Raw genomic sequence first — 13,765 nt, forward strand, 5'->3', positions numbered from 1 at the left:
GTGCCAAAGTTATAAATGGTTAAATTTCAAGTGGTTGTGAATTTTTGAGGATCAAGGGGCGAACAAAAGTGATGGTCAGCGTAGAGCGAAAATTAACCTGTCGGCACAAGTGTCGACATCAGGGTGGGAAGTGTGATCGCGGTCAACTATTTGCAGGGGAGCGGCAAAGGAAAGGGCGTACCCGATAGGGCCGCCCTGAGAAAAGGTGCGTTGCTGTCAGGCGTTCTCTTTCAGCCAGTTAACCACGATGTCGTGGTGATTGCTGGTTTTGAAGTCATCAAACACATGTTCAACTTTACCGTCAGCATCCACGAGGAAGCTGATACGGTGGATGCCGTCGTAGGTTTTACCCATAAAGGTTTTTTCACCCCAGACGCCAAACTGCTCGCAGACCTGGTGGTCTTCATCAGAGAGCAGCGTAAAGTTGAGCAGCTCTTTTTCGGCAAAGCGGGAAAGTTTCTCTGGTTTGTCGGTGCTGATACCCAGCACTTCCACACCCGCTTTCTTTAACTCATCCATGTTATCGCGCAGGCCACAGGCCTGGACAGTACAGCCTGGTGTCATGGCTTTCGGGTAGAAATAGACCAGAACACGCTGTCCCTGGAAGTCGGCCAAATTTACTTGTTCACCGTCTTGATCGGGCAAGCTAAATTTCGGTGCGATATCACCGGCTTTCAGTGGATTCATTACTTAACTCCATCCTGTTCATCATGCTGGGAATAGTTGACGATGTTTATACTGCCTTGCGCGTTCAATTCTGTACATAGGGCTTTGAACGCCTGCTCAATATTTGACGCGTCCTGTGACGCGGGGCTATGAGCGGTTATCTGGATAAATAACGTTGGCGCAACGGTAAGATTACCGGGCTGTGTACGGGAGACTAACTCCGCAATATTCATTTCGTGTGCGTCGAAAAGCGCAGTGAAACGCTCAATCAGGTGGGGCGAATCGGGGACTTCAACCTGCACCCACACGGTGGCTGGCATATCAGGACGCGGACGGGCATCGGTACGTTTCATCACAATCAGCAAATCCAGCTCGGCGCCTTTCAGCGGCAACGTCGATTCGATAAGGGTGATGGCGTTCCACGAACCCGATAGCAGCATTATAAACGTGAACTCTTCCCCCAGCATCGCCAGACGGCTGTCTTCGATATTACAGCCGCAGCTGCTGACGTGGCGTGTGATCGTGTTCACAATGCCAGGCCGGTCGGCCCCCAGCGCAGTGATAACCAAAAAGTGTTGTGATGAGGTTGTCAAACCTGAGCTTCCTGTCAAACATGAGGTAATCATAAGGAAAGCATAAAAAAAACCGGCATACAACCGCCACAGAGCCTCAGGTCTCTTGCTTTTCTGACGGCACCGCACGTACCATTGAGAATCTTGTTCGCACAGAGGATGGCCCATGTTCACGGGAAGTATTGTCGCGCTTATCACGCCGATGGATTCGCAAGGTAAAGTCTGCCGGTCAAGCCTGAAAAAACTGATTGATTACCATGTCGCCAACGGAACCACGGCGATCGTTTCGGTAGGGACTACCGGTGAATCCGCCACGCTGAGCCATGATGAACATGCCGACGTGGTGAAGATGACGGTTGAACTGGCCGACGGGCGCATCCCTGTGATTGCCGGGACAGGCGCGAACGCTACCGCAGAAGCCATCAGCCTGACCCAGTGTTTCAACGACAGCGGTGTGGTGGGTTGCCTGACCGTTACGCCTTACTACAACCGCCCGACTCAGGAAGGGCTGTTCCAGCATTTTAAAGCCATCGCCGAACATACTGACCTGCCGCAAATTCTGTATAATGTGCCGTCGCGTACCGGCTGCGATATGCTGCCGGAAACCGTGGGTCGCCTGGCGAAAATTAAAAATATTATCGGTATTAAGGAAGCGACCGGGAACTTAAGTCGTGTTCACCAGATCAAAGAGCTGGTTTCAGACGACTTTATTCTGCTGAGCGGCGACGATGCCACCGCGCTGGACTTTATGCAGCTCGGCGGTGATGGTGTGATTTCCGTGACCAGCAACGTGGCGGCGCGTGATATGGCTGACATGTGCAAACTGGCGGCCGAGGGGAATTACGCCGAAGCACGCGTGATCAACCAGCGTTTGATGCCGTTACACAACAAACTATTTGTCGAACCCAATCCGATCCCAGTCAAATGGGCATGTATGGAGTTGGGGCTTGTAGCAACCGACACGCTGCGTCTGCCGATGACGCCCATCACCGACCACGGTCGTGACGTTGTCCGCACTGCGCTTAAGCATGCCGGTCTGCTGTAAAGTTTAGGGAGATTTGATGGCTTACTCAGTACAGAAGTCGCGCCTGGCGAAGGTAGCGGGTGTTTCACTTGTGATGTTGCTCGCCGCCTGTAGTTCCGATTCACGTTATAAGCGTCAGGTTAGCGGTGACGAATCCTATCTGGATGCGGCTCCGCTTGCTGAACTTCACGCGCCCGCAGGGATGATCCTCCCGGTGCAAAACGGTGATTACACCATTCCTGTTGCTAACGGCAGTGGCGCTGTAGGTAAAGCGCTGGACATTCGTCCGCCAGCTCAGCCGCTGGCGCTGGTGAGCGGTGCGCGCACCCAGTTTACCGGTGACACCGCGACGCTGATGGTCGAAAACGGCCGCAACAGCACGCTGTGGCCGCAGGTCGTCAGCATTCTTCAGGGGAAAAACTACAGCATCGACAAACGTGACGATGCTACGCAAACCCTGACCACCGGTTGGGTTGACTGGAACCGTCTGGATGAAGATCAGCAGTATCGTGGTCGTTATCAAATCTCGGTGAAACCGCAGGGTTACCAGCAGGCGGTTGTCGTCAAGCTGGTGAATCTGGAACAGGCGGGCAAACCGGTTGCGGACGCCGCGTCGCTGCAGCGTTACAGCACCGAAATGCTGAACGTTATCTCCTCCGGTCTGGATAAAACCGCAACTGACGCGCAGAACGCGGCGGAAAACCGCAGCGTCTCTACGCTGAATGTCCAGAGCGCTGCCGATGATACCGGTCTGCCGATGCTGGTGGTGCGTGGTCCGTTTAACGTGGTGTGGCAGCGTCTGCCGTCCGTGCTGGAAAAAGTGGGCATGAAAGTGACCGACAGCACCCGCTCAACGGGCAGCATTGCCGTGACCTACAAGCCGCTGTCTGACAGCAGCTGGCAGGAGCTGGGCGCGCGCGATCCGGGTCTGGCCTCCGGCGACTATAAACTGCAGGTCGGCGATCTGGATAACCGCAGCAGCCTCCAGTTCATCGATCCGAAAGGTCACACGCTGACACAATCGCAGAACGACGCGTTAGTCGCAGCCTTCCAGGCGGCGTTTAACCGATAATCCTCAGGGCCGGATCTTCCGGCCTTTTTTTATTATGGTGACGCAAACGTGTGCGTCAGCGTAAAATAGCCAAATTAGCCTTGTAATCACACCTGGAGTAATGAAGATGCAAAAGCAAGCTGAGTTGTATCGCGGCAAAGCGAAGACCGTGTACAGTACGGAAAACCCGGACCTGTTGGTGCTCGAATTCCGTAACGATACGTCAGCAGGGGATGGCGCGCGCATTGAACAGTTCGATCGTAAGGGCATGGTGAACAACAAGTTCAACCATTTCATTATGACCAAGCTGCAAGAAGCGGGTATCCCGACCCAGATGGAAGCGCTGCTTTCAGATACCGAATGTCTGGTGAAAAAACTGGATATGGTGCCGGTAGAGTGCGTGATTCGTAACCGTGCGGCAGGCTCGCTGGTGAAACGTCTGGGCATTGAAGAGGGCATTGAGCTGAATCCGCCGCTGTTCGATATGTTCCTCAAAAACGATGCGATGCACGATCCGATGGTGAACGAATCCTACTGCGAAACCTTCGGCTGGGTGAATAAAGAAAATCTGGCGCGCATGAAAGAGCTGACCTACAAAGCCAACGACGTGCTGAGCAAACTGTTTGATGATGCTGGTTTGATCCTCGTTGATTTCAAACTGGAATTTGGCCTGTTTAAAGGTGAAGTGGTACTCGGCGACGAGTTCTCCCCGGACGGCAGCCGCCTGTGGGACAAAGAGACGCTGGATAAAATGGACAAAGACCGTTTCCGTCAGAGCCTTGGCGGCCTGATTGAAGCCTATGAAGCCGTGGCGCACCGTCTTGGCGTGAAACTGGACTGATTTTCACCCCGTCTGACCTCCGGAGGGTGCCTGCATCCTCCGGATTTCCTCACTTTTTTCCTGTGCTAATCCTTCCCTCTGCGCCTACGATCATATATACACTGAGTCCATCATTGGGATAGTGAGGTAGTTATGCGCTGGCAAGGCCGTCGAGAGAGTGACAACGTAGAAGACCGACGTAATGAGTCGGGTGGGCCGTCGATGCGCGGGCCGGGGTTTCGTTTACCGGGTGGCAAGGGTGGGATAATCCTACTGTTTGTGGTGATCGTCGCGAGCTATTACGGTGTTGATCTCACCAGTTTACTGACCGGGCAACCGGTTAGCCCACCCACGCAACAACAGCGCGCCGCGAACCCGCACGAGGATGAGTCTGCGCATTTTACCCGCGTCATTTTCGCCACTACCGAAGAGACCTGGGGCCAGCTGTTTGAAAAAATGGGGCGACATTATCAGCAGCCGACGCTGGTGATGTACCGTGGCAGCACCCATACCGGTTGCGGTACCGGGCAATCCATCATGGGGCCGTTTTACTGCCCGGCAGACAGCAAAATTTATATCGATCTCTCTTTTTACGATGAGATGAAAAACAAGCTCGGCGCGGGCGGTGATTTCGCTCAGGGCTACGTGATTGCCCATGAAGTCGGTCATCACGTGCAAAAACTTCTGGGAACGGAAGCTAAAGTGCGCGGCCTGCAACAAAACGCCACGCAACAGCAGGCAAATGCCTTGTCGGTACGCATGGAGTTGCAGGCAGATTGCTATGCAGGCGTCTGGGGGCACAGCATGGAGCAGCAGGGCGTGCTGGAACCGGGCGATGTCGAAGAGGCGTTAAACGCTGCGCAAGCCATTGGTGATGACCGCTTACAGCAGCGCAGCCAGGGCGTCGTATTCCCGGATAGCTTTACGCATGGCACCTCGACACAGCGTTACACCTGGTTCAAACGCGGAATGGACAGCGGCGATCCGGCGCAGTGCAATACATTCAGCGGGCAGCTGTAATCACCTCGTGATGCAACAACTGATTGAACTGAGCGCCCGCATGGCGCAGGAAGGGATCCGTCGCTTGCTGGTCATTGCCGGTCAGCCTGTGTGGAGTGAAGCGCAGGCGAGCACACTGCGCGACTCCCTTCCCGGCGACTGGCTGTGGGTGGGTGAAAACAGCGGCTGGCCACAACACATTCAACCCCGTGCATTAACCACCCTGCTCGGACGGGAATTCCGTCATGCGGTGTTCGATGCGCGTGAAGGATTTGATGTCGCCGCGTTCGCCGCGCTTGGCGGGACGCTCACGACCGGTAGCTGGCTGGTGTTACTCACTCCGCCGTTCGCGCTGTGGCCGCAGCAGCCGGATGCAGACAGCCTGCGCTGGAGCGACACCGCCGAGCCGATCCCAACCCCGGTTTTTGTTGATCACTTTTGCCGTACGCTTCGTAATGATCCACAAACCGTGGTGTGGCAGCAAACATCCCCTTTTTCTCTTCCGGACTTTTTTCCCCTGGCTGCCCGGGCTGAATGGTACGCGGCAACCGGTGCACCCGAGCGCGAGCAGGCGCAGATCCTCGCGCAACTTCAGCACATGCCACCAGGTGTCGCGGTGGTAACGGCACCGCGCGGGCGAGGAAAATCAGCGCTGTCAGGGATGCATATTGCCCGCATATCTGAGCCTGTCACGGTTACCGCACCTGCGCGCGCCGCCACCGATGTGCTGGCGCACTACGCCGGGGAGCGGTTCAACTTTATCGCCCCGGATGCGTTACTCCAGCAAATAACGGCGCAGGGAGCGCAGCCCGGCTGGCTGGTGGTCGATGAAGCCGCCGCCATGCCTGGCCCGCTGCTGCATGCGCTGGTTTCTGCTTTCCCCCGTGTATTGCTCACCACCACTGTTCAGGGTTATGAAGGCACCGGGCAGGGTTTTTTGCTGAAGTTCTGCGCTGGGTTTCCGCAGTTACGCCATTACACGCTCTCCACGCCGCTGCGCTGGGCGCCGGGCTGCCCGCTGGAGCAGGTGATTAGCGCTCTGTTGTTGTTTGACGATGAATCTGTCGCGGAACCGCCGACAGGTGACATCACCATGCAACCGCTACCGGCGCAGGCCTGGCGAGAGGCACCGGCGATCCCGGCGGCGATTTATCGTCTGCTGGCGAGCGCCCATTACCGCACGTCACCGCTCGATCTGCGACGCATGATGGATGCGCCAGGGCAGCATTTCTGGCAGGCTTGCCGGGCAAAAACGACCGTTGCCGCGCTCTGGCTGGTGGAAGAGGGTGGGTTAAGTGCCGGGCTTAGCCAGGCGGTGTGGGCGGGTTTTCGTCGCCCGCGTGGTAACCTGGTCGCGCAATCGCTGGCCGCGCACGGTGGTAGCCCGCTGGCGGCAACCCTGCGCGGGCGGCGCATCAGCCGCATTGCTGTGCATCCTTTTTGCCAGCGGACAGGGATTGGCAGTGCGCTCATCGCCCATGCGCGGGCGCAAACAACGGCGTGTGATTACCTCTCCGTCAGTTTTGGCTATACGCCAGAGTTATGGCGCTTCTGGCAGCGCTGCGGTTTTTCACTGGTGCGCCTTGGCAGCCATCGCGAAGCGAGCAGCGGCTGTTTTACCGCCATGGCGATACTCCCGCTGACGGCGGCTGGCGAAGCCTTGCGGGTGCGGGAACAGACCCGACTGGCGCGCGATCTGCCCTGGCTTGCCGACTGGCGCGAGGAAACGTTATCTCTGCCTGTTGTCCAGTCGACTACGCTTAGTGAAGAGGACTGGCTGGAGCTGGCCGGTTTTGCTTTCGCACATCGACCATTTTCGGCGGCTTTTGGCGCGTTATGTCGTCTGCTGGCGCAAACGCATTTGCCTTTGTCGGCATTGCGAGGGCGGGTAAGCGATGGCGAAAGCGAACAGGCGTTATGTCAGCGTTTATCGCTGAGCGGGCGTAAAGCGCTGCTGTTATCTCAGCGCCAGGAGTGTGAACAGGCGCTCTTTAACCTGGATGCTGATCGCGCGCTCAATCTGAAAACACAGGTGCAGAAACTGCAATTTTTTTAACTAACTCATTCAGTTAAATGGCATGGTCATTATGGCTCCCGGGCGTAAACTGCACTCAATGATTTAAGGAGACAACCATGAAACATGACCATTTCGTTGTACAAAGTCCGCCATCCCCGGCAAAACAATTACTGCTGTTGTTTCATGGCGTTGGCGATAACCCGGTCTCCATGGGACAAATCGGCAGCTGGTTTGCACCGCACTTTCCCGATGCGCTGATCGTCAGTATTGGCGGTGTGGAAGCCTGCGGTGCACCACCGGCCCGCCAGTGGTTTTCCGTGGCAGGCGTGACGGAAGAAAATCGTCAGCAACGTATCGACGTTGTAATGCCGCAATTTATTGACATTGTGCGCTGCTGGCAGCAGCAAAGCGGTGTAAACGCATTAGCCACGGCGCTGATTGGCTTTTCGCAGGGGGCGATTATGGCGCTGGAAGGGCTGAAGGCGCAGCCGGATCTGGCCTCGCGTGTCATTGCTTTCAACGGGCGTTATGCCACGCTGCCGCAGGCGGTTTCCACGACACAAACCATTCACCTGATTCACGGCGGTGAAGACCGGGTTATCGATCTGGCCTGGGCGGTGAAGGCCCAGGAAGCGGTGCAAACGTTAGGCGGCGATATCACGCTGGATATTGTCGATGATTTGGGCCATGCCATTGATGATCGCAGTATTGAGCTGGCGCTCAAACATTTGCGCTACACCGTGCCGAAGCACTATTTCGATGAAGCGTTAAGCGGTGGCAAGCCGAATGACGACAATATTGTCGAATTTTTATGAGTAAAAAAATTCACCCCCGAAAGGGGGTGAATAATGTGAGGCTTACTTTTTCGGCTGATCCTGCTTCGGCCAGTCGTCGTCATCGTCCCACTTGTCGTTGAAATCACGATGCGGCGGCAGATCCGGTTTGTTAGCGAGGAATTTTTTGTGATCGACCCGGCTCAGGTCTTTGATCACATTAATCAGTACGCCAAGTAAAAACACCAGCACCAGAATCCACCAATATTTTGCCAGCCAGTCCATGTCATCCTCCAGGCCATCAGGCGATGAGTTGTTCCATAATGCGTTGATACATACGGGCAAGCAGTTGCAAATCCGCCGCGTTCACACATTCGTTGATCTTGTGAATGGTGGCGTTCACCGGCCCGAGTTCAACCACTTGCGCGCCCATACGCGCGATAAAACGGCCATCTGACGTGCCGCCAGTGGTTAACAACTGCGGTTTGATCTCATTATAGTGCTCAATAGCATTGACCACCGCATCCACCAGCTTGCCGCGCCCTGTCAGGAAAGGCTGCCCGGAAACCCACCACTCCACGCTGTAACGCAACTGATGTTTATCCAGCAGCGCCTGCACATGAGCTTTGATCATTTCGTCGGTCAGCTCGGTACTAAAGCGGAAGTTGAACTGCACAAACAGATCGCCAGGGATAACGTTGTTGCTACCGGTTCCGGCTTTGATATTGGCAATCTGCATGCTGGTCGGCGGGAAGTATTCGTTGCCGTGATCCCACTGGATCGCCACCAGCTCATTGAGCATTGGCGCGGCGCGGTGCACCGGGTTATCCGCCAGGTGCGGATAGGCAACGTGACCCTGAACACCGTGAATCGTCAGATTGCAGGTCATTGAACCACGGCGACCGTTTTTTACCACATCGCCCACCACTTCCGTACTGGAAGGCTCGCCGACCAGGCAGTAATCCAGCCGTTCGTTACGCGCCATCAGTGCGTCGACCACTTTGACAGTGCCGTTGGTGGCGCTGGCCTCTTCGTCAGAGGTGATGAGAAACGCCAGACGGCCTTTATGCTGCGGATGCTGCGCGACAAAACGCTCGGCGGCGACGACCATCGCCGCCAGCGAACCTTTCATGTCTGCCGCGCCGCGGCCAAACAGCATGCCGTCACGGATGGTCGGTTCAAAAGGCGGATTGATCCAGCGGTCCGCATCGCCAGCCGGCACCACATCCGTATGGCCAGCGAAGGCCAGCGTTTCGCCTTGCCCGCGCCATGCCCAGAAGTTTTGCGTGTCGCCAAAATCCATCGGCTCAATGGTAAAACCGATAGCGCGCAGACGTTCAATCATCAGCGCCTGGCATCCTGCGTCATTGGGGCTCAGAGAAGGGCGACGAATAAGCTGCTGTGTCAGCTCAATAACCGGGCACGACATAAACTACACCTCGTTGATAAACTTCTCATAACTGGATTCATTGAAACCCAGCAGCATAGGCTTACCCGGCGCGCAGAGCAATGGGCGTTTGATAATTGCAGGCATTTCAAGCATCAACGCGATGGCGGCATCATCACTGGTGATGGTTGCGCGCTGGGCTTCATCCAGCTTACGCCAGGTGGTGCCACGGGTGTTTAACAGCGCTTCCCGGCCGAGTTCATCAACAAATGTACGCAGTAAATCTGCATGAATACCGTCTGCGCGATAATCGTGGAAACGGTATTCCACCCGCTGCGCTTCGAGCCAGCGGCGCGCTTTTTTGATGGTGTCGCAGTTTTTGATGCCGTACATGGTGATCATGGTGAATCCTTTTGTCTCATTTTTGGTTATTTGTGCAAGAAATTAGAATAACGGATTTTAATTTGCCTGTGATTAGTCTGATAAGCAAATTTCAGCGGATATAACCCCTCTGTTCCAGTTTGAATAAACTTTCAGGTGTTGCGCATACCATGCCAGTGGTTAAAAAACGGAAACCATATTGTTGATAAAATCCGGTCTTTTCCGGTACGGAATAAATAAAGGTTTTACCGAACGGTAATAATGTTCTGACAATGTCAGACATTAGCTGTTTTCCATAACCGCGGCCCTGCATTTCTGGCGCGACCACAATATCCGCAACATAGCTGGCCCATGTCAGATCGCTGATAGCACGCGCCGTGGCGACCAGTTCCCCGTTATGGTAGCCGAACCAGCAGAAGGTGCTGTTGCGCCACGCTTGCTCGACCTGTAGCGGGTCGCGCTGATTAAGGCCGCCTGCGGCAATAAGCGCCGTTAACGCCAGCCAGTCCACCTCTTCAATTGCTGATTTATCGAACAATGTGATCGTCATTTCATTTGGCCCTAAAGTTTTTATGGAATATTGCCGTTATTCACAGTAAATGACATGACATCGGCTCATAGTTATCGCAAGCATTAAAAGTACCCCGCTAATAGCGATTGAAGCAATTGATTAACGTCTCTTCAATGTTGTTACGGGTTTGAGTAGAATTGCCAAAATAATAAGAGAGGTAGTTATGATTGAACATGAACTGGGGAACTGGAAAGACTTTATCGAAGGCATGCTTCGTAAATAATTTCCTGATCAACGATTAAGCAGTGACGGCTTAATAAATAACAATGTGCACCGACACATGAAAAAGGCGACCAGCAGGTCGCCTTTTTGTTATGCAGAAATTACTGCGTGCGCGCTTTCAGCGGGAAACGGCGGCGCACCAGCACGAAGAACAGCGGCACGAAGAAAATCGCCAGCACGGTGGCGGAAATCATCCCGCCCATCACACCGGTACCCACCGCATGCTGGCTGCCGGAGCCCGCACCGGTGCTGGTTGCCATTGGCAGCACACCGAAAACGAACGCCAGCGAGGTCATGAGGATCGGCCGCAAACGCTGACGGCAAGCATGCAGCGTGGAGACCAGCAGATCTTCGCCTTTCGCATTCATGTCGTTGGCAAATTCGACGATGAGTATCGCGTTTTTCGCCGACAGGCCTATGACCGTCAACAACCCGACCTGGAAGTAGACATCGTTTTCCAGCCCGCGCATCCAGGTTGCCAGCAACGCGCCAATCACGCCAAGCGGTACCACCAGCATCACCGAGAACGGCACAGACCAGCTCTCATACAGCGCCGCGAGGCACAGGAACACGACCAACAGGGAAACCGCATATAACGCTGGTGCCTGCGCGCCGGAGAGACGCTCCTGGTAAGACATCGCGGTCCATTCGAGGCCAAAACCGGTAGGCAACTGGCTAACCAGTTTCTCCATCACATCCATCGCCGTACCGGTGCTGACGCCGGGGGCGGATTCGCCAACAATCTCGACTGCGGCATAACCGTTGTAGCGCTCCAGGCGTGGCGAGCCGGTTTCCCAGCGCGAAGTGGCAAACGCGGAGAACGGTACCATTCCACCGCTGCTATTTCGCACATACCACAGGTTGATATCGTCCGGCAGCATGCGGTATTTCGCCGCAGCCTGTACGTAGACCTTTTTCACGCGGCCGCGATCCATAAAGTCATTCACGTAGCTGGAGCCCCAGGCGGTTTTCAGCGTGTTGTTAATATCATCAATCGACACGCCGAGCGCCTGCGCTTTGCGCTGATCGATATCGATTTGCAACTGTGCGCTGTCATCAAGACCGTTGTGGCGAACGCGGGTCAGCGCCGGATCTTTCGCCGCCATCTCAATCAGACGATCGCGGGCGGCCATCAGCGCGTCGTGGCCTGCACCGGCGTGATCCTGCAGCTCCATATCAAAACCGGCCGAACTCCCCATACCACTGATAGCGGGCGGGCTGCTGGCGAAAACGCGGGCTTCACTAATACGGCTAAACGCTTTGGTGGCACGTTCGATAATGGCAAACGCGCTACCGCTGTTCGGGTCGCGGGCTTCCCAGTCTTTCAGGCGGATAAACAAACGCGCCACGTTCTGCCCGTTACCACCGGGGCCAGAGCCGACGGTGGCAAACACCGATTCAACATTCGCTTTCTCGTGGGTGAAGAAATAGTCTTCGACTTTCTGCACCACTTTCAGCGTCTGCTGTTGCGTAGCCCCGCTCGGCAACTGCACGGATGTGGTAAACATGCCCCGGTCTTCCAGCGGCAGAAACGACGTTGGCAGACGCAGGAACAGCAGTACCATGCCGCCAATCAGCAACATATAGAGCAAAATCCAGCGCAGGCTGCGGTGCAGGATTTTACCGACGGCGGTTTCATAACGATCGGCATTACGGTTGAAAATGCGGTTAAAGGCGCCGAAAAAGCCTTTCTGCCCGTGCAGTTCCCCTTTATGCAGCGGCTTGAGCAACGTGGCGCATAACGCCGGTGTGAGGATCATCGCCACCAGCACAGAAAGCACCATCGCCGAAACAATGGTGATGGAAAACTGGCGATAAATCGCGCCGGTGGTGCCGCCAAAGAACGCCATCGGTACAAATACCGCCGACAGCACCATCGCAATCCCCACCAGCGCGCCCTGGATTTGCCCCATCGATTTGCGTGTCGCTTCCCTGGGCGACAGCCCTTCTTCGGTCATGATGCGCTCGACGTTTTCCACCACCACAATCGCATCATCCACCAGCAGACCGATGGCGAGCACCATGGCGAACATGGTCAGGGTGTTGATGCTGTAGCCGAATGCGTAGAGCACGGCGAATGTGCCAAGCAGCACGACCGGCACGGCGATAGTGGGGATCAGCGTGGCGCGGAAATTTTGCAGGAACAGGTACATCACCAGAAACACCAGCGCGATAGCTTCGAGCAGGGTTTTCACTACATCGATAATCGAGGCTTTAACAAACGAGGTGGTTTCGTAAGCGACTTTATATTCCAGACCGTGCGGGAAAAAGGAGGCCAGTTCGTTTAAACGGTTAATCACCCGCTCTGCCGTTGCCATTTCGTTAGCGCCGGAGGCCAGTTTCACCCCCAGCCCGGAAGCGGGGTTACCGTTAAAACGGCTCAGGTAGTCATATTTCTCTGCGCCCAGTTCCACCGTCGCCACGTCACCAAGACGCACTTCCGAGCCGTCCTGATTCACGCGCAGCGTAATATTGCGAAACTGCTCCGGCGTTTGTAAAAGCGACTGCGCGTTGATAGTGGCGTTTAACGCCTGGCGATCAACAGAAGGCGTTCCGCCAAGTTGCCCGACGGCAATTTGCGCGTTCTGCGACGAAATGGCGCTGGTGACGTCCGAGGCGGTGAGCTGGTAACTGTTGAGCTTCGCAGGATCGAGCCAGATACGCATTGAATATTGCGAACCGTAGGCGTCAATATCGCCAACGCCGTTTACGCGGCTAATCGGATCCTGAATATTACTCGCCACATAGTCGGAGATATCTTGCTTATCCATCGACCCGTCGGTGGAGACAAACGCGATGGTTAAGATGTTGGTATCACCGGTTTTACGCACCGTGACGCCCTGGTTTTGCACGGCTTGCGGAAGTTTACGCATCGCCGATTGCAGCTGGTTTTGTACCTGCTGTACGGCCTCATCAGGATCGGTACCGGCGCTGAAATTGAGGGTGACCGTCGCCTGCCCGGTGGCGCTGCTTTGCGAGGACATATACATTAAATTATCGAGGCCGGTCATATTCTGCTCGATAACCTGCGTAACGGTATTTTCCAGGGTTTGCGCCGATGCGCCAGGGTAGTTAGCGGTAATGCGGACGTTAGGCGGGGCTAAATCGGGATATTGTTCGACGGGTAAAGAAATAATGGCAAGTGTCCCCGTAAGACAGATCAGGATCGCCAGCACCCACGCGAAAATGGGGCGATCAATAAAAAAATTCGCCATCAGAAATAAAACCTCATATTGCTGCGCATCGTTATAGTGACATTGCTTGCATCAATGTAGCGGCAAT

14 protein-coding genes are annotated in these 13,765 nt (G+C 55.2%); 7 read left to right on the forward strand and 7 right to left on the reverse strand.

Translation table 11 applies throughout. The features are described 5' to 3' along the window. Positions 1-216: 216 nt before the first annotated feature. Both bcp and O3S68_RS00535 read right to left on the reverse strand, forming a co-directional pair. Positions 217-687 (reverse strand): thioredoxin-dependent thiol peroxidase, encoded by a 471-nt coding sequence (gene bcp / locus O3S68_RS00530; RefSeq protein ID WP_020454679.1) that lies wholly within the window; start codon positions 685-687, stop codon positions 217-219. Then, positions 687-1,259, reverse strand: a complete 573-nt coding sequence (locus tag O3S68_RS00535; protein WP_017458947.1) for a glycine cleavage system transcriptional repressor — start codon at positions 1,257-1,259, stop codon at positions 687-689. The genes bcp and O3S68_RS00535 overlap by 1 nt, the downstream gene beginning before the upstream one ends. 145 nt (positions 1,260-1,404) lie before the next feature. Between O3S68_RS00535 and dapA the strand changes: the two genes are divergently transcribed. The 6 genes from dapA (at position 1,405) to ypfH (ending at position 7,964) form a co-directional block, all read left to right on the forward strand. Next, positions 1,405-2,283 (forward strand): 4-hydroxy-tetrahydrodipicolinate synthase, encoded by an 879-nt coding sequence (gene dapA, locus O3S68_RS00540; RefSeq protein WP_045510336.1) that lies wholly within the window; start codon positions 1,405-1,407, stop codon positions 2,281-2,283. Positions 2,284-2,299: 16 nt separating this feature from the next. Beyond that, positions 2,300-3,334, forward strand: a complete 1,035-nt coding sequence (gene bamC, locus O3S68_RS00545) for an outer membrane protein assembly factor BamC (protein ID WP_020454676.1) — start codon at positions 2,300-2,302, stop codon at positions 3,332-3,334. 106 nt (positions 3,335-3,440) lie between these two features. Beyond that, on the forward strand, positions 3,441-4,154 hold the full coding sequence (purC, locus tag O3S68_RS00550) for a phosphoribosylaminoimidazolesuccinocarboxamide synthase (RefSeq protein ID WP_017458944.1): 714 nt from the start codon (positions 3,441-3,443) through the stop codon (positions 4,152-4,154). Positions 4,155-4,286: 132 nt separating this feature from the next. Continuing rightward, a complete protein-coding gene (gene ypfJ / locus O3S68_RS00555) occupies positions 4,287-5,153 on the forward strand; it encodes a KPN_02809 family neutral zinc metallopeptidase (RefSeq protein WP_269230586.1) in 867 nt (288 codons plus the stop codon). A 10-nt stretch (positions 5,154-5,163) separates the two neighbouring features. Next, positions 5,164-7,188: a tRNA(Met) cytidine acetyltransferase TmcA gene (locus tag O3S68_RS00560; protein WP_269231643.1), complete on the forward strand. Its 2,025-nt coding sequence runs from the start codon at positions 5,164-5,166 to the stop codon at positions 7,186-7,188. 77 nt (positions 7,189-7,265) lie between these two features. After that, complete coding sequence (ypfH, locus tag O3S68_RS00565; RefSeq protein WP_269230587.1) at positions 7,266-7,964, forward strand: esterase; 699 nt, start codon at positions 7,266-7,268, stop codon at positions 7,962-7,964. Between the two features lie 42 nt (positions 7,965-8,006). Here the strand turns inward: ypfH and O3S68_RS00570 are convergent, their stop codons facing one another. The 4 genes from O3S68_RS00570 to O3S68_RS00585 form a co-directional block, all read right to left on the reverse strand. Then, on the reverse strand, positions 8,007-8,207 hold the full coding sequence (locus O3S68_RS00570; RefSeq protein WP_017458940.1) for a YpfN family protein: 201 nt from the start codon (positions 8,205-8,207) through the stop codon (positions 8,007-8,009). Positions 8,208-8,223: 16 nt separating this feature from the next. Next, positions 8,224-9,351 carry a succinyl-diaminopimelate desuccinylase gene (gene dapE, locus O3S68_RS00575; protein ID WP_017458939.1) on the reverse strand — a complete coding sequence of 376 codons (1,128 nt, stop codon included), beginning with the start codon at positions 9,349-9,351 and terminating at the stop codon, positions 8,224-8,226. A 3-nt stretch (positions 9,352-9,354) separates the two neighbouring features. Next, positions 9,355-9,711 (reverse strand): ArsC family reductase, encoded by a 357-nt coding sequence (locus tag O3S68_RS00580; protein WP_269230588.1) that lies wholly within the window; start codon positions 9,709-9,711, stop codon positions 9,355-9,357. Between the two features lie 91 nt (positions 9,712-9,802). Next, entirely contained in the window at positions 9,803-10,240 is a 438-nt protein-coding gene (locus O3S68_RS00585; protein WP_269230589.1) for a GNAT family N-acetyltransferase, read from the reverse strand. A gap of 184 nt (positions 10,241-10,424) precedes the next feature. On the opposite strand from O3S68_RS00585, the gene ypfM reads away from it, so the two are divergent. Further along, on the forward strand, positions 10,425-10,484 hold the full coding sequence (gene ypfM / locus O3S68_RS00590; protein ID WP_100181659.1) for a protein YpfM: 60 nt from the start codon (positions 10,425-10,427) through the stop codon (positions 10,482-10,484). A gap of 100 nt (positions 10,485-10,584) precedes the next feature. Here ypfM and acrD read toward each other — a convergent pair whose 3' ends face one another. Beyond that, the gene (acrD, locus tag O3S68_RS00595; RefSeq protein ID WP_269230590.1) at positions 10,585-13,698 is read right to left on the reverse strand and encodes a multidrug efflux RND transporter permease AcrD; all 3,114 of its coding nucleotides are present in this window, start codon (positions 13,696-13,698) and stop codon (positions 10,585-10,587) included. Positions 13,699-13,765 lie beyond the last annotated feature (67 nt).

The sequence above is a fragment of the Kosakonia sp. SOY2 genome (assembly GCF_027109175.1).
GTDB lineage: Bacteria > Pseudomonadota > Gammaproteobacteria > Enterobacterales > Enterobacteriaceae > Kosakonia.

Bases quoted from the DNA above. Each gene is read 5' to 3' on its own strand.
- bcp (WP_020454679.1), bottom strand. From the start codon at position 687: ATGAATCCACTGAAAGCCGGTGATATCGCACCGAAATTTAGCTTGCCC.
- dapA (WP_045510336.1), top strand. From the start codon at position 1,405: ATGTTCACGGGAAGTATTGTCGCGCTTATCACGCCGATGGATTCGCAA.
- bamC (WP_020454676.1), top strand. From the start codon at position 2,300: ATGGCTTACTCAGTACAGAAGTCGCGCCTGGCGAAGGTAGCGGGTGTT.
- purC (WP_017458944.1), top strand. From the start codon at position 3,441: ATGCAAAAGCAAGCTGAGTTGTATCGCGGCAAAGCGAAGACCGTGTAC.
- ypfJ (WP_269230586.1), top strand. From the start codon at position 4,287: ATGCGCTGGCAAGGCCGTCGAGAGAGTGACAACGTAGAAGACCGACGT.
- O3S68_RS00560 (WP_269231643.1), top strand. From the start codon at position 5,164: ATGCAACAACTGATTGAACTGAGCGCCCGCATGGCGCAGGAAGGGATC.
- ypfH (WP_269230587.1), top strand. From the start codon at position 7,266: ATGAAACATGACCATTTCGTTGTACAAAGTCCGCCATCCCCGGCAAAA.
- O3S68_RS00570 (WP_017458940.1), bottom strand. From the start codon at position 8,207: ATGGACTGGCTGGCAAAATATTGGTGGATTCTGGTGCTGGTGTTTTTA.
- dapE (WP_017458939.1), bottom strand. From the start codon at position 9,351: ATGTCGTGCCCGGTTATTGAGCTGACACAGCAGCTTATTCGTCGCCCT.
- O3S68_RS00580 (WP_269230588.1), bottom strand. From the start codon at position 9,711: ATGATCACCATGTACGGCATCAAAAACTGCGACACCATCAAAAAAGCG.
- O3S68_RS00585 (WP_269230589.1), bottom strand. From the start codon at position 10,240: ATGACGATCACATTGTTCGATAAATCAGCAATTGAAGAGGTGGACTGG.
- acrD (WP_269230590.1), bottom strand. From the start codon at position 13,698: ATGGCGAATTTTTTTATTGATCGCCCCATTTTCGCGTGGGTGCTGGCG.